Source organism: Thalassotalea sp. 1_MG-2023 (assembly GCF_030546745.1).
GTDB lineage: Bacteria > Pseudomonadota > Gammaproteobacteria > Enterobacterales > Alteromonadaceae > Thalassotalea_C.
The window spans coordinates 82703-97837 of sequence record NZ_JAUOPD010000015.1 but is presented as its reverse complement, the minus strand read 5'-3'; the positions used below and the strand labels follow the sequence as shown (position 1 = coordinate 97837).

General features: G+C 38.7%; 14 protein-coding genes. 13 read left to right on the top strand and 1 reads right to left on the bottom strand.

The genetic code is table 11. The features are described from left to right. The first annotated feature begins 337 nt into the window (after window positions 1-337). The 10 genes from Q4489_RS12795 to Q4489_RS12750 all read left to right on the top strand — a co-directional run bounded on the left by Q4489_RS12795 (window position 338) and on the right by Q4489_RS12750 (window position 9260). Window positions 338-898: an LON peptidase substrate-binding domain-containing protein gene (locus tag Q4489_RS12795; RefSeq protein ID WP_303480978.1), complete on the top strand. Its 561-nt coding sequence runs from the start codon at window positions 338-340 to the stop codon at window positions 896-898. A gap of 73 nt (window positions 899-971) precedes the next feature. After that, window positions 972-1598 (top strand): sigma-70 family RNA polymerase sigma factor, encoded by a 627-nt coding sequence (locus Q4489_RS12790; protein WP_303480982.1) that lies wholly within the window; start codon window positions 972-974, stop codon window positions 1596-1598. Continuing rightward, window positions 1591-2268, top strand: a complete 678-nt coding sequence (locus Q4489_RS12785; RefSeq protein WP_303480976.1) for a ChrR family anti-sigma-E factor — start codon at window positions 1591-1593, stop codon at window positions 2266-2268. The genes Q4489_RS12790 and Q4489_RS12785 overlap by 8 nt, the downstream gene beginning before the upstream one ends. 11 nt (window positions 2269-2279) lie before the next feature. Beyond that, window positions 2280-3239: a DUF523 and DUF1722 domain-containing protein gene (locus Q4489_RS12780; protein ID WP_303480974.1), complete on the top strand. Its 960-nt coding sequence runs from the start codon at window positions 2280-2282 to the stop codon at window positions 3237-3239. A 92-nt stretch (window positions 3240-3331) separates the two neighbouring features. Then, window positions 3332-4732, top strand: coding sequence for a deoxyribodipyrimidine photo-lyase (gene phrB / locus Q4489_RS12775; RefSeq protein WP_303480972.1), 1401 nt, complete (start codon window positions 3332-3334; stop codon window positions 4730-4732). A 34-nt stretch (window positions 4733-4766) separates the two neighbouring features. Further along, window positions 4767-5243, top strand: a complete 477-nt coding sequence (locus tag Q4489_RS12770; RefSeq protein WP_303480970.1) for a nuclear transport factor 2 family protein — start codon at window positions 4767-4769, stop codon at window positions 5241-5243. Continuing rightward, window positions 5240-5956, top strand: a complete 717-nt coding sequence (locus tag Q4489_RS12765; RefSeq protein ID WP_303480968.1) for an SDR family NAD(P)-dependent oxidoreductase — start codon at window positions 5240-5242, stop codon at window positions 5954-5956. Before Q4489_RS12770 ends, Q4489_RS12765 begins: the two co-directional genes overlap by 4 nt. Before the next feature lie 14 nt (window positions 5957-5970). Continuing rightward, on the top strand, window positions 5971-7239 hold the full coding sequence (locus Q4489_RS12760) for an NAD(P)/FAD-dependent oxidoreductase (protein WP_303480967.1): 1269 nt from the start codon (window positions 5971-5973) through the stop codon (window positions 7237-7239). Then, window positions 7236-8012, top strand: coding sequence for a DUF1365 domain-containing protein (locus Q4489_RS12755; RefSeq protein ID WP_303480966.1), 777 nt, complete (start codon window positions 7236-7238; stop codon window positions 8010-8012). The genes Q4489_RS12760 and Q4489_RS12755 overlap by 4 nt, the downstream gene beginning before the upstream one ends. A gap of 15 nt (window positions 8013-8027) precedes the next feature. Beyond that, window positions 8028-9260 (top strand): cyclopropane-fatty-acyl-phospholipid synthase family protein, encoded by a 1233-nt coding sequence (locus Q4489_RS12750; RefSeq protein WP_303480965.1) that lies wholly within the window; start codon window positions 8028-8030, stop codon window positions 9258-9260. Window positions 9261-9301: 41 nt separating this feature from the next. On the opposite strand, the gene Q4489_RS12745 is transcribed toward Q4489_RS12750, so the two are convergent. Then, a complete protein-coding gene (locus Q4489_RS12745) occupies window positions 9302-9811 on the bottom strand; it encodes a DUF2062 domain-containing protein (RefSeq protein ID WP_303480963.1) in 510 nt (169 codons plus the stop codon). Window positions 9812-9848: 37 nt separating this feature from the next. Here Q4489_RS12745 and Q4489_RS12740 point away from each other — a divergent pair, with 37 nt between their 5' ends. The 3 genes from Q4489_RS12740 to lpxK all read left to right on the top strand — a co-directional run bounded on the left by Q4489_RS12740 (window position 9849) and on the right by lpxK (window position 15131). Beyond that, the gene (locus Q4489_RS12740) at window positions 9849-12185 is read left to right on the top strand and encodes a DNA internalization-related competence protein ComEC/Rec2 (RefSeq protein WP_303480961.1); all 2337 of its coding nucleotides are present in this window, start codon (window positions 9849-9851) and stop codon (window positions 12183-12185) included. A 201-nt stretch (window positions 12186-12386) separates the two neighbouring features. Beyond that, on the top strand, window positions 12387-14081 hold the full coding sequence (msbA, locus tag Q4489_RS12735; RefSeq protein ID WP_303480980.1) for a lipid A export permease/ATP-binding protein MsbA: 1695 nt from the start codon (window positions 12387-12389) through the stop codon (window positions 14079-14081). Between the two features lie 9 nt (window positions 14082-14090). After that, the gene (lpxK, locus tag Q4489_RS12730) at window positions 14091-15131 is read left to right on the top strand and encodes a tetraacyldisaccharide 4'-kinase (protein WP_303480958.1); all 1041 of its coding nucleotides are present in this window, start codon (window positions 14091-14093) and stop codon (window positions 15129-15131) included. The last annotated feature ends 4 nt before the right edge of the window (window positions 15132-15135 follow it).

The following is a 15135-nucleotide window of genomic DNA, read 5'->3' as shown; positions in this document are numbered from 1 at the left end:
ATGACTATGCAAGAATCCAAGTGCCGCGATCAGAAGGCGTTTACCTTGAACAAAACTCAAACAGCAAAGATCAACACTCTCTAGTAATGATTAATGCTGAAATAGATAACGAGATGTTTGGCGGCGCAAATTTTGTTATTTAAAATACCTTGGCAACTCATGGTGTTATTCACGTGATTGATACCGTTATTACCAGTGCTGAGAATGAGTAGTAATTATCCCGTAGAACTTTTTAAATGAATGCATGTTAATTTGCCCCTAGAACAGGGGCATTTTTTTGTGATCAAAATGTAGGTTGGTTACGTAATAATTACAAAGACAGCAAGAATAGATTTTAATGAAGTTACCGATATTCCCTTTACCTGTATTTCTATTACCACAAGGAATTACACGGTTACGAATTTTTGAACAACGCTATTTAAATATGGTGAAACTGGCGACGAAAGCGCAAGGTTTTGCCATTTTGTCGACAGCGACTAATGCGCAAAAAGGTGAAAGAAATTTGGCGAGTTGGGTAGATATTATAAATTTTGATCAAGATGAACAAGGCGTGTTGGTCATCGATGTGAAATGTAAGCAATTAGTCACGTTATCTGAATTAATAGTAGATAAAGATAACTTACATCATGGCGATATAACGCACGTAGAACATTGGCCTGAACGTATGCATGACGATAAAACAAGTCACCTGTCGATGTCATTATTGAAAGTATTCGAAGACAATAAATTACTTACTGATATGTATCAATCTGGCTTTAAAGACAATGCTAATTGGGTTATTGCTCGCTGGTTAGAGCTACTGCCAATTAACCTTGAAGATAAAATGATGTTCGCGAATCAGCATTCATTTAAGGCCGCAAAACAGTTTGTTCAAAATATCGTATTACCTGAAAAATAAAAACTAAATTTGTGATCCGTAACATAACCTTGTGCGTATTAATGTCTATCTGAGTTTTATGGAAGTAAAAATGATGGCGGTTAGGCAAATAAACTTGTCAGTTATTGGTTCAAGTGTTACACCTAAAGCTATGAACGATTCAGCTGAACATCAGCAATTAAGTCAGTGGCTTATATCTGTTGCAGAGCAACGTGACAAATTAGCTTTTAGTGAGCTCTTTAAGTTTTTTGCACCAAAAATATTACGTATTGCAAAGACGAAAATAGGAAGCGAAGCGCAAGCTAGCGAAGTTGTACAAGAAACAATGTCTAATGTTTGGCGCAAAGCGCATTTATTTGATGCGCAAAAAGGTGCAGCAACAACTTGGGTCTACACTGTAATGCGTAACGTTACATTTGATTTGCTTAGAAAAGTTAAAAGCAATAGAGAAGATACGTTAAGTGACGATATTTGGCCAATTGCAGAGCAAAGTGCAGCCGACGATGAATTGTTTGAAGATCATCTAGCGAGCAATAACATCATGTCTGTTATCGAAACACTTCCTGAAAACCAGCAACAAGTGATTAAAGGTTTTTATTTTATGGAGATGTCGCAAGAGCAACTTGCAAATCACCTTGGATTACCTTTAGGCACGATAAAATCACGATTACGCCTAGCCTTAGCGAAACTAAAGGCGCAGTTAGGAGCAGACCATGATTAAACATCATCCTACTTTTGAAATGTTAAAAGCTTATGTTACAGGCGACCTACCCGCATCATTGGCTGCAGGTGTATCTATACATGCCGATAAATGTGATGAATGTCGTAAGCAAATAGCTTTATTAACTGAGCAAATAGCTGAAGTGAGTTTTGAACCTGAACATGATCCATTACATTTTGGAAATGTAAGTGACGAAACTATGTCAGTTGATTTTGAGCAAATGTTAGACAATATTTGTAGTGATGACAGTATTACGTTAACCAAGCCAACTGAAGCGAAAACAATTACATTACGTGATACACCGTATCAGCTTCCCAGAGCGATGCAACATATGGAAATATCAAGTAGCGCCAATATTGGCAAATTATCGCGCGCTAGAGTCATGCTTGATGAAGGCGAAATCCATACAAGTTTACTTCACATTGAGCCTGGCGGTGGTGTGCCCATGCATACGCACAACGGCTTTGAATTAACAGTGTTAGTTGAAGGTAGTTTCACTGATGAAATGGGGGAGTATTTTCCCGGTGATTTTATTATGCTTGATGGTCAACATGTTCATCATCCTGTTTCAGAGCAAGGGTGCCTTTGTTATACCGTCGCTAATGCGCCGCAGAAGTTTACACAAGGTATCAATAAGCTTCTTAATCCTATAGGCAACTTTATTTATTAGTGGGTGAAAGCATGCATAATTTATTTGATAAAAAAGACATTACGATTGGTATTAGTGCTTGTATTGCTGGTGAAAAAGTTCGATTTGATGCCAGCAATAAGCCTTCAAGTTTTTGTAACAAAGAGCTTGGACAACACGTGACGTTTAAAACCTTTTGTCCTGAAGTTGCGATCGGCTTGCCTGTACCTCGACCTACCATTAGGTTAATTGAAAAAGATAATGTCATTAAGGTTGCAAGGCCTGATGGCAGCGGTGATGTGACAGAGGCGTTATCTGCGTATGGTAAGAAAATAGCCAAATTTTCTGATAGTTTTAGTGGTTTTATTTTCTGTGCCAAAAGCCCAAGCTGCGGCATGGAGCGGGTGAAAATTTATTCTGCTGAGGGTAATTCGTTACCATCAACTGGTGTTGGTGCATTTGCCAAGGAAATTATGAAAGCAAATCCATTATTGCCCTGTGAAGAAAATGGTCGGTTAAATGATCCGATTATAAAAGAAAACTTCGTCGCGAGAGTTTTTGCCTACAAACATTGGCAATCACTGGTAGAGTCAGGGCTGACAAAGCACAAACTAACTCAGTTTCATAGCCAGTATAAGTATACCGTAATGAGCCATGATCTTGTTGCTTACAAAGAATTGGGTCAATTACTGGCTGGGAATGACTTACCACTTGAAGAGCTTGCCCAAGCGTATATCACTGGTTTGATGACAGCGTTAAAAATTAAAGCGACCCGTAAAAAGCACGCTAATACCTTAGCGCATATTCAAGGGTATTTTTCTAAGCATTTATCGGCTGAAGAACGCCAAGAACTGTGTCAACAAATTGATGCATATCGTACTGGATTAGTGCCATTATTCGTGCCGTTGACACTCATAAAACACTATTTGTTGTCTCACCCTAAGGCCTATTTAGCTAAGCAGGCCTATTTAAACCCTTACCCTGAAAGTTTAAAACTTAGATACGGCTATTAAGCATAACATTACAATCAAACGACGATAGCTTAACCAAAAGAGTTCGTCGTTTTTCTTTTCAAATAATAAACATACTAAGCAGATGAGACGTTATGCAATTACTTTGGTTTAGAAATGATTTACGTATACATGATAACCCTGCTTTAAAACACTTTTTAACCCATTACAAAGCAGGTGATCGCGCTGTATATATTTTAACACCACTTCAATGGCAACAGCATCATTGGGCACGTATAAAAATAGATTTAATTAAACGTCACGTACATTTGCTGCAAACGCAGTTAAAAGCATTAGGTGTGCAGCTTGAAATACATCAAGTTGACGACTTTAGAGAGCAAGTTGAATTTTTAAAAGGTGAAATTTCACGCCAAGACTCGGTTAATATCATCGCTAACGAAGAACTTGAGATAAATGAAAGAAATCGAGATAAAGCATTAGCGGACTCGGGCCTTTCTTTAACACTTTTTGAAGCCGACGTTATTGTTAGTAAAGGTAAAGTGCTGAATAAAGCGGGAGATATGTTTAAAGTGTTTACCCCCTTTAAGCGTGCGTGGTTAAGTCATGTAAAAACTTATGGTTTTGAGTATCTGGGTAAACCAAGCGCTCAAACGTTGTCTGTTGATATGACTGATAAATCAGGTTACGCAGCAGATAATGACTTGTTGAACAGCGATAACACTTCTTTGCATTGGCCACTAGTTGATGACGTTGAAGCAAACATTATTCCTGATTTTTTTGCGAACAAACATGACCAATATCATCAATTTCGAGATATCCCCTCAATAAAAGGGACCTCAGGTCTATCTCCTTATTTAGCTATCGGCGCGTTAAGTCCAAGATATTTACTGCAGTTAATTTTGAATAAACACCCTGATTTATTAACTGCGCATGATAGCTCCGCGTTTTCTTGGCTAAATGAACTTATCTGGCGCGATTTTTATCGTCACTTGTTACATCACTTCCCTAAACTTTGCCGACATCAAATGTTTAATGACAAATATGCGAACATTACTTGGCCTTATGATAAAGCGAAATTCAATGCGTGGTGTTTAGGGCAAACGGGTTACCCCATCGTTGATGCTGCGATGCGTCAACTCAATCAAACCGGCTGGATGCATAATCGCTTGAGAATGGTTGTTGCCAGTTTTCTCACTAAACACTTACTTATTGATTGGCGATTGGGTGAGCAATACTTTATGTCAACGTTAATTGATGGTGATCTTGCTGCAAATAATGGTGGTTGGCAATGGGCAGCAAGCACGGGATGTGATGCACAACCTTACTTTAGAATTTTTAATCCGATACGACAAGGGGAAAGATTTGATCCAAAAGGAGAGTTTGTTCGTAAGTATTTACCAGAGCTTGATAAAGTGCCTGACAAGCATGTGCACTTTCCGCATGGTTATATGAAGTCTCATCGTGATATAGCTTACTGGCCGGCAATTGTTGACCATAAAGCGGCGAGAGAACAAGCACTGGCGTTTTATCGATAAACGAATTTTATAGAAATGTATTTGAGGATTCATTTTGCTACATCATATTGAGCAATTATCTGAACAAGATATCACGCAGAAACCAGCGTGGTTGGTCAAATTCTGTGAGACTTATCAATCACTTTCTGCAGATAGTACTTTCGAAGAGCTTGCATTAATTTATCACCATGATGTGGTGTTTATTGATCCGATGCACCAAGTCGAGGGATTGGTAGCCTTAACAAGATACTTTAGTGAACTCTACGAAAATGTACCCTATTGCCAATTTGAGATCACACACGCTTTCTATCAAAATGACCACGCCGCGGTGTATTGGTTGATGACGTATCAACATTCAAAGCTTAATGGTGGTAAGCCAATTGCTGTAGAAGGGCACTCCTTTTTGAAAGCGAGGGGAGGGAAAGTCATTTATCATCGAGATTATATCGATTTAGGTCAAATGCTGTATCAACATGTTCCTGTTTTAGGACGAATCATTTCTTGGTTAAAAGCACGAGTAAATACAGTATGAACGTCGGCAAAAATGTATTGATTACAGGTGCCACGTCAGGAATTGGCGAAGCACTTTTTTCACTTTTTAGTAAACACTGTCACACCATGTATCCATGTGGCCGCAATGAAGATAAGCTTCAACAACTCAAAGAACGCTCTGCAACTTGTTGGCCTTTATCGTTTGACATTAATGTAACCGAGCAAGTAAACCTTGCGGCTAGTCAGGTGGATTCCATCGATATACTGATTTTAAACGCGGGCGATTGTGCTTACATTGATGATGTTATGGCATTTAATGCCGCTGATTTTGCACGGATTATTAATACTAATTTAACTTCGTTGGGTAACGTATTGGCGGCATTTTTGCCAAAAGTAAACAAAGGTGGACAAGTAGTATTGGTCAGTTCAGCGGCAACATTATTACCGTTTCCTAAAGCTGAAGCATATGGCGCCTCAAAAGCAGGGATAAATTACCTTGCTAACAGTTTGAGACTTGATCTTGAAAAACACCAAATCGGTGTAAGTTTAGTGCACCCAGGCTTTGTTGAAATCCCACTGACCGATAAAAACACCTTCAATATGCCTTTTATACTTTCAGCACCAGAAGCTGCACAACGCATCTATAAAGGTGTAATGAAGAAAAAACAATACATACATTTCCCAAAAAGATTAACATGGCTATTGAAAGTTCTCGCTTTTATGCCTCAATTTTTAAGACATCGTTTGATGTAAATAGGTGATTATCAATGAAGCATATAGCAGTGATAGGTGCAGGTATTTCAGGATTAACCGCAGCACATGTTCTGTCCAAAAAACATCATGTTAGTGTTTTTGAAAGCCAGAGTAATATTGGTGGTCACACGGCGACTGTTGATGTAGAAGTAGACGGTAGGTCCTATGCAATTGATACGGGTTTTATTGTCTTTAATAATAAAACTTACCCCAATTTTTTAGCTTTACTGGCAAGTATTGGCGTAGATAAACAAGCCACTGAAATGAGTTTCTCGGTGCATAACTGCCAAACGGGATTAGAATATAATGGCCATACCTTAGCGACACTTTTTGCTCAAAAACGCAATCTATTAAACCCCAAGTTTTGGCGTTTAATTTTAGACATATTACGCTTTAATAAACTTTGCAAAGCTGTTTATCAAAAGCAAAGTATTTTAGCACACGAAACCTTGGGTAGTTTTTTGCAGCAAAATGGCTTTAATAAATACTTTTCAGAGCATTACATTTTGCCAATGGGAGCGGCGATTTGGTCAAGCTCTTTAGCACAAATGGAGCAGTTCCAGCTACGCTTTTTTATTCAGTTTTTTTACAATCATGGTTTATTGAACGTTACAAATAGACCTCAGTGGTATGTAATACCCAAAGGTTCGAGAAATTACCTTACGCCTTTAATCGCGCCATTTAAAAACAACATTTCGGTAGATGCACAGATACGTTCAGTGCAACGACGTGATAATAGTGTAACGTTAGTTTTTCAAGACCAATCTGAAAAAGTATTTGACGACGTGGTGTTTGCGTGTCATTCAGATCAAGCGCTTTCGTTGCTAGATGCCCCTAAACCTAAAGAAACCGAAATACTTTCAGCAATGCCTTATGCGGCTAATTCTGTAGTACTACATACTGATGACACTTTGTTACCCGTGCGTAAAAAGGCTTGGGCAAGTTGGAATTATCAATTAAGCGATAACCGAACAAAACCTGCGAGCGTAACTTATAACATGAATATATTGCAGGGATTAGATACTGAACACACATTTTGTGTGACACTTAACCAAAAAGAGGCAATCGCGCCAGAAAAAATATTGAGAGAGTTTACCTATTATCATCCTGTATTTTCAGTGCAGTCACTTGCAGCACAACAACGACGTAGTGAAGTATGTGGTGTTGGCAATACGCATTTTTGTGGTGCTTATTGGTATAATGGGTTTCATGAAGATGGTGTAAGAAGTGCGCTTGATGTTGCAGCCAGGTTTGATTGTTTTTTAGCGAAAGACCACCAATGAAATCATCCACAGGTACACCATTAAATTCTTATATTTATGTTGGTGATATCCAGCACAGAAGATTTACGCCAAAACGGCACCAATTCTCTTATCGCTTATATATGTTGGCACTTAATCTAGATACGCTTGAACAGGCGTTTTCAGCCTCGCGCTTATTCGGCAAAAAATGGTGGCAGCCAATAAGATTTGTTGAAAAAGATTACCTCGCAGGTGAACCAGGAACGCTTAAGGTACGTATTGTAGAGAAAGTAAAGGCATTGGGTGGTACAGCGGCGATCTCTCAAGTTGTAATGCTCGTTCAGGCAAGATGTTTTGGTATTTACTTTAGTCCAGCAAATTTCTACTTTTGTTACGATTCAGAAGGACAATGTCAATACATGCTAGCGGAAGTGAGTAACACACCGTGGAATGAACGCCATTATTATTTGGTTGACTTACTGGGTGAAAAGGTCAACGAAAAAGCCTTTCATGTCTCGCCATTTATGGATCTAGATATGCATTATGTATGGCACGTTAAGCCGCCAGTGAGTATGGACGATAATTTGTTGATCCATATAGAAAATAGAAAAATGAATCAAGGTGATACGTTGACAGTATTTGACGCCCACTTACGGTTGAAGAAACAACCCTTAGCAGCCAAAGCCCTATTGAAAACATGGTGTCAATTGCCTGCTATGTCGTTGTCAATTGTTACGGGCATTTACTGGCAAGCATTCAAGTTATTTTTAAAAAAAATACCCTTTGTTTCTTATCAGCAGAAAAAAAGATTGTAGCAGTAGGAGCTTAATGTGGAGCAACTTGTAGAAAGTAAGGTTAATGAGCCAACAGAAACTTGGATTAACAAACGTTGTCGTGAGCTCGTATTCTCGGTATTAGATAACATTCAATTTGGTTGCATCGATATTGTTCAAGGTGCTGCTACCTTTAGCTTTCCTGCTAATCGAATTAATTCTGATAGTATTACCGGCACCATTGTTATTCATGATACATCGACTTACCGAGACTTTGTGCGTGGCGGTAGTATAGGTGCAGCAGAAGCATTTATTGATGGAAAATGGACCTCACCAAACTTAACTCACGTTATTCAAATTTTCGCTAGGGCACAGCAACTTACCGATGAACTTGAGAAAAATGCTTCTTGGCTCGGTAAGTTAAAAAATGTGATTTTTCACCGTTTTAATCGAAACAGTCAGCAAGGCTCAAAGCGCAATATTCTTGCGCATTACGATTTAGGTAACGAACTCTATACACGCTTTTTAGATCCAGAAATGGTGTATTCTGCCGCTATTTACCCATCCGAAGAGGCGAGTTTAGCGCAAGCACAAAAACACAAACTAGATATTATTTGTCAGCGACTTTCATTGCACGAAAATGATCATTTGCTAGAAATTGGTACGGGGTGGGGCGGATTAGCCGTTCATGCGGCAATGCATTATGGCTGTAAAGTTACCACGACGACGATTTCAGATGCACAGTACGCTTATGTGAGTGATAAAATAAAGGCACTCGGTTTAGAAGATCGTATTACCTTATTGAAAGAAGATTACCGTGCGTTAACTGGTGAATACGATAAGCTAGTGTCGATAGAAATGATAGAAGCTGTTGGCTATGATTATCTACCAAGCTTTTTTCAACAGTGTCACGATCGGCTTAAGCCAGGCGGTAAGTTACTGATCCAATCAATAACTATTGCTGATCAGCGGTTTGATTATTACCGAAAGAATGTTGATTTTATTCAACGATATATTTTTCCAGGTGGTTTTTTACCTTCGATCAGTGAGTTAACAAATCAACTTACGAAGCATACGTCGTTAGTAATGGAAGAGCTGCACGATATTGGATTACATTATGCAAAAACCTTGGCAGATTGGCGTAAGGCTTTTTTAAATGCTTGGCCTGAACTATCAACCTTAGGATATGACGAAGAGTTTAAACGTTTATGGCTATATTATTTTGCTTATTGTGAAGGAGCATTTTTAGAGCGCTCAACCAGTACAGTGCATTTAATCGCGAGAAAATAATATCGAATCTACAAAGCGGTTATTGTTAACCGCTTTAACCATCACCTTTTCATTCGTTTTTTCCACGCTTTATTCACGGAGTAACGCCAAAGGCCATGAATTCCAAAATAGCCTATTAAAGAAAATAAGGTTGCCAGTACCGCACAGCCCAGTAAAAAAGACGGACCTATAGTTGAAACGCTGTCTACAACCCATTGCCAGCTTGGAACAAACGCAAAAGCTTGTTCTTGCTTACCTAGAATCCACGTGCCAACAACATAACAAAAATAAAAAATTGCCGGCATGGTGACAGGGTTAGTGATCCACACTAATGCGATAGATAGCGGTAGATTTGCATGTACTATAATAGCTAAGCCTGCTGCTAACACCATTTGAAAAGGGATAGGAATAAAGGCACAAAATAAGCCAACAGCAAACGCTTTAGCGACAGAACGACGATTTAAATGCCATAAATTACCGTTATGAATTAAGTCACCGAAGATCTGCAAATGCTTATTTGCTTTGATTTTTTGATGATCTGGCAGCAGCTTTTTAATCGTTTTCTTAGGCATGGACGTCTAATTTATCAAGTTAAGGATTTCAATCACGATGGATCGTTGGTTATCGTCATTTCTCATTGGGGCGCTATTGTCACTTTTTTTACCAATAGTGCCAAGTTTATTTTATGCGCTCTTGTTTACGCTTTTAAGTCTAATCGTTGGTATTTTTTTGACAAATAAAAGCTTAGTTTGGTTTTGTTTGGGAGTTGCATGGATACTTTATCATGGCGCCCAGTATGAAGACATATGGCAGAATAATAATATTTCAACTGAATTATTGCATAAATCGTCTTATACAGTGATAGGTGAGGTGCTCAGTATTCCTCAAATGAAGGAAAAAACTCAACGGTTTAATTTTTCAATAACACAATTTTCTGGGCAAGTGCTTAATCAACCGATTAATGTAAGGCTTAGCTGGAAAAGTCATAAAAATGCGTTGAAACAAGGGCAAAAGTGGCAATTAAAAATAAAAATAAAACCCGCATACGGTCTTGCTAATGAAGGCGGTTTTCATTACCAAACGTGGTTAAGACAGCATAATATTCACGCAACGGGTTATGTTATTAAAGGGATGTCGCCGATTAAATCTAAGGCTAGTGTCAGACAGCATCTTTATGAACATTATCAAAACTTATTACCAAAACATCAAAACAATGCTTTATTACTTGCACTAACCTTTGGTTTAAAACATCAAATATCAGAGGCACAATGGCAGGTGCTCAATGCAACGGCAACACAGCATTTAATTGCGATTTCAGGGTTGCATTTAGGTGTAGTTGCGATGCTGAGTTACGGGTTTAGTAAATTAATATTGCGTTTATTATCATTAATCGCTCTCAGTTCTCCGCGCATTTCGAAAAAATTAACTGTTAGTTCACAAGTGTTATTTATTACGTTATTAACCCTTGTTTTTGTGACGTTTTATGCCTACATAGCTGGTTTTTCTCAACCCACAATACGTGCCGCAATCATGCTCATTATTTTGTGGTGTGCAAAATTATTAGCAACAAAATTTACCGCGACAAGGTTAATTCTTTTAACGATGTTTATTATTGTTATATTTTCTCCTTTTAGTCTTTTATCTGCGAGCTTTTGGTTATCTATTTCAGCAGTAAGTACCATTTTTTTATTTATTTGGCGTTATAAAAAACACGTTAAATCTGAGCATGTTTCGATATTCATTCGTTATTTTCACGTGGTACTGTATGCCTTGTGCTTTCAAGGCTTTTTGATTTTCACGCTTTTGCCTTTAACGTCATCAATGCAATATCAAGTGTCGTTAGTTGCCATTTTGGCCAATATTATTGCGGTGCCATGGGTGAGTGTAGTTTGCGTGCCGCTGACCTTACTATCAGTTATTGCTAGCGTAATTAATGAAACCAGTGCAACAGTATTAATCTCGTTAGCACAGTTAAGTTTAACCGTATTGTGGCACTGGCTTGATAGCGTTGCCAAGCTTTCGTGGGCCAGTATATCAATCGATCATAGCACATGGTTAATCCTTGCTGTGATGGTGTTCGTGAGTGTAGTAATGCTATTGATTACTTTTCGAAAACGAACCTTTATCTACTCAGTATGTGGCGTTTCATTAACGTTAGTTGGTCTAGCATATCTGCATAATAAGCAAAGCAGAGACTCCATTTGGCTGGTCGATGTACTGGATGTTGGACAAGGCTTGTCTGTGGTAATTCGCGCAAATGAACAAACCGTTGTTTATGATACTGGCGCCACTTATCCCAGTGGATTCTCTATGGCTAAGTCAGTGGTCAAGCCTTATTTAACCTATCAGGGGATTTCTGATCTTGATTTATTAATCATCAGTCATGATGATAATGACCATGCTAGCGGTCAAGCATTCCTTGAAGCACACTTTCAAGTAAAAGAATTAATGTTTAATCAGAAAAATCACCATACACCATGCTTAACAGGTCAAATTAAAAAAATTGGCCGGTTAACTTTTGAAGTATTACACCCTACAGAACGACAAGCTGATCATAACGATGATTCCTGTGTCGTGAGAATATCTGATGATAAGTTTAGTGTGTTATTAACTGGGGACATTTCAAAAAAAGTTGAACTAGCATTAGTCGATAATTATGGAGAAAAATTAAACTCAGATGTGTTAGTTGCCCCGCATCATGGGTCGAAAACGTCTTCTTCAAAGTCTTTTATTCAAGCAGTATCGCCAAACGAAGTTATTTTTAGTGCTGGCTTTTTAAATCGCTGGAATATGCCTCATCAAGATGTAGTTAATCGTTATCATCAAGTAAACATTAAAACATATACTACCGCTACAGACGGACGGGTGAGGGTGATTGTCGGGCCTGAAGGTTATCAAATGCAAACCTACCGAGAAACACATTGGCCATTCTGGTTTGCTAATTAACATAATGGCTATCTCTTGGTATTAATGTTGTGATGTTATTGATTAAATCAAAGCTTGGTTGGCGTTCTATAACAAGCTAGAATAGTTAAGATTGAATTTAATTGATAAGAGTAGTAAATGTCGACGTCGACAGAAAGACAACCGTTACAAAACGCTCCAGAAGAAAACCAAGATAAAACTTGGCAAAACTTTAAACGGTTAATGGGGCACACGAAACAGTATAAAACAGCAGGTATTTTTTCAATTATTTGCATGCTTGGCTATGCCAGTATAGATGTGTATTTTCTTTCAAAACTTCCTACGTTAATTGATGAAGGCCTAACCGGTGAGAACCCTGAGTTTATGAAATGGGCACCTTTGTTTGTTATTGTGTGTTTTATTATTCGTGGTATTTGTCATTTTCTCAGTAACTACTGCTTAGCGTGGGTAGGTAATAATGTTGTCGCCGATTTACGTCAATCTATGTTTAGTCACATAATGGCGATGCCGGTAACCTTTCATGATAAAACCTCAACAGGTACTTTAATTTCCAAACTGACATTCGATACTGAACAAGTGTTACAGGCTACTAGTAAATCGTTATTGACGATAGTACAACAAGGTGGGCTTGTTATTGGCTTATTGGTCTTGATGTTTTGGCAAAGCTGGCAGTTGTCGGCAATATTTTTGGTGATCACGCCAATCATCGCATTTATTGTTACCTACGTTTCAAAGCGTTTTCGCACGGTGAGTAAGAATATTCAAGACTCCATGGGCGAAGTTACCCGTACTGCCGAGCAAACCTTTAATGGCCATAAGGTGGTATTAACTTTTGATGGCAAACATCGAGAAGATGAGCGCTTTGCGGCAATAAATAAAAATAACCGCCAACAACGAATGAAAATGGTAGCAACTATGTCTGCAAGTGTACCGTTTATTCAAATTATTGCTTCCTTTGCCTTAGCGTTTGTGCTTTACGTTGCCACCCTAGATGGTGTGGTAGATAACATTTCTGCCGGTGTTTTCATGGGGGTGGTTACCTACATGACAATGCTACTTAGGCCTTTAAAATTATTGACTAATGTAAACAGTGAATTTCAAAAGGGAATGGCAGCTAGCAACAGTATTTTTGGCTTATTAGATGAAGCACTTGAACAAGACACAGGAACAATTCCATTAAAACGTGCTACTGGTGAGCTTCGCTTTGAACACGTTAACTTTTTATACCCTGGGGATGAAAAGCTCGCGTTATCTGATGTTAATCTTCATGTTAACGCAGGAGAAACAGTCGCGCTTGTTGGTCGCTCGGGCAGTGGAAAATCAACAGCTAGTTCTTTGTTATTACGTTTTTATCAAGCCACGCAAGGGCAAGTGTTATTAGATGGACATAATGTGATTGATTATCAGCTGAATGACCTTCGAAAGCAGTTTTCGTATGTTTCACAGCAGGTGGTATTATTCAATGATAGCCTAGCTAATAATATTGCTTATGGTCGTCCTGAGGCGAGCGAAGCAGAAATTATTGAAGCTGCCCGTAAAGCGCATGTACTTGAATTTGCCGAACAATTGCCAGAAGGTTTACATACAAACATTGGTGATAACGGCGCACTATTATCCGGTGGTCAGCGCCAACGTGTCGCTATCGCGCGTGCATTACTCTGTGATTCGCCCATTTTAGTGCTTGATGAAGCAACCAGTGCGCTCGATACTGAATCAGAGCGCCATATTCAAGATGCGTTAAATGCGTTACAAGAAAATCGAACGTCTATCGTTATTGCTCATCGTTTATCCACCATTGAAAATGCTGATAAAATTATTGTTATGGAACAAGGTAAGATCGTCGAACAAGGTGATCATAAATCATTACTCGCTGCCGATGGCGCTTATGCACAGTTACATAAGTTTCAATTTGGATAACTGTTAATCATGCGATTAATTGAAAAGGTGTGGTTTCATCAACATCCAGCACGTTATTTATTGGTACCCATTTTATTACCACTATCAGCATTGTTTTGGTTGATTAGCAGCCTTAGGCGATTAAGCTTTCGTTATGGTTTGTTAGCACAGACTAGGGCGAGCTTACCTGTGGTAGTCGTGGGTAATATTGGTGTAGGTGGCAATGGTAAAACACCTGTAGTGTTATGGCTTGTTGAGCGTTTGAAAGCATATAATATTAACGTAGGTGTTATCAGCCGCGGGTATGGCGCAAAGGCGCCCTATTATCCTTATGTTGTGAATAAACAAAGTGATGCGACCATGGTAGGTGATGAACCGATGATGATTTTTAATCGTCATCGAATACCAATTGTCGTTGACAGTGATCGTAATGCCGCGATTGAACAGTTAAAAACGATGTCAGTAGAGCTAGTGATTAGTGATGACGGTTTACAGCATTATAAAATGGCACGGGATCTTGAGCTGATCATCGTCGATGGTAAGCGATTATTCGGTAATGGTTTATTATTACCTGCAGGGCCTTTACGAGAAACAACACAACGCTTAAAAGCCGTTGATCATGTGATCGTAAATGGAAATTCAACACCACTAAGTTGCGGAGATACGCCACAACATGTGATGACATTAAAAGCAAAGTACCTGATAAATGTTGCGACGGATGAAAAAATCACTGTTGCTGATTTTCTTTTACGGTCGACTCAGGTAAACGCTTGTGCAGGCATTGGCTCGCCAGAACGCTTTTTTACCCTGTTATCTACGTTAGGTTTTTCGGTTATAAAACAAAAGTCTTTTATTGATCATCATGATTTTCAACAAAGAGACTTCGGTGATTTTGAACAGAATCTCCCTTTGTTAATGACTGAAAAAGATGCAGTTAAATGTCAAATATTTGCAGATAATAATTGGTGGTATTTACCGGTAGATGCGGAATTTAATGAGCTATCTGCTACAACGTTAATAGAATCATTGCTCACTTTAGTCAGCAATGAACGAGAACAAAAAGAAGAGTGATAAT

Excerpts from the sequence above, each read along its gene's own strand:
- phrB (WP_303480972.1), top strand. The coding sequence starts at position 3,332 with ATGCAATTACTTTGGTTTAGAAATGATTTACGTATACATGATAACCCT.
- Q4489_RS12795 (WP_303480978.1), top strand. The coding sequence starts at position 338 with ATGAAGTTACCGATATTCCCTTTACCTGTATTTCTATTACCACAAGGA.
- Q4489_RS12760 (WP_303480967.1), top strand. The coding sequence starts at position 5,971 with ATGAAGCATATAGCAGTGATAGGTGCAGGTATTTCAGGATTAACCGCA.
- Q4489_RS12745 (WP_303480963.1), bottom strand. The coding sequence starts at position 9,811 with ATGCCTAAGAAAACGATTAAAAAGCTGCTGCCAGATCATCAAAAAATC.
- Q4489_RS12755 (WP_303480966.1), top strand. The coding sequence starts at position 7,236 with ATGAAATCATCCACAGGTACACCATTAAATTCTTATATTTATGTTGGT.
- Q4489_RS12785 (WP_303480976.1), top strand. The coding sequence starts at position 1,591 with ATGATTAAACATCATCCTACTTTTGAAATGTTAAAAGCTTATGTTACA.
- msbA (WP_303480980.1), top strand. The coding sequence starts at position 12,387 with ATGGGGCACACGAAACAGTATAAAACAGCAGGTATTTTTTCAATTATT.
- Q4489_RS12790 (WP_303480982.1), top strand. The coding sequence starts at position 972 with ATGGCGGTTAGGCAAATAAACTTGTCAGTTATTGGTTCAAGTGTTACA.
- Q4489_RS12765 (WP_303480968.1), top strand. The coding sequence starts at position 5,240 with ATGAACGTCGGCAAAAATGTATTGATTACAGGTGCCACGTCAGGAATT.
- Q4489_RS12740 (WP_303480961.1), top strand. The coding sequence starts at position 9,849 with ATGGATCGTTGGTTATCGTCATTTCTCATTGGGGCGCTATTGTCACTT.
- lpxK (WP_303480958.1), top strand. The coding sequence starts at position 14,091 with ATGCGATTAATTGAAAAGGTGTGGTTTCATCAACATCCAGCACGTTAT.
- Q4489_RS12780 (WP_303480974.1), top strand. The coding sequence starts at position 2,280 with ATGCATAATTTATTTGATAAAAAAGACATTACGATTGGTATTAGTGCT.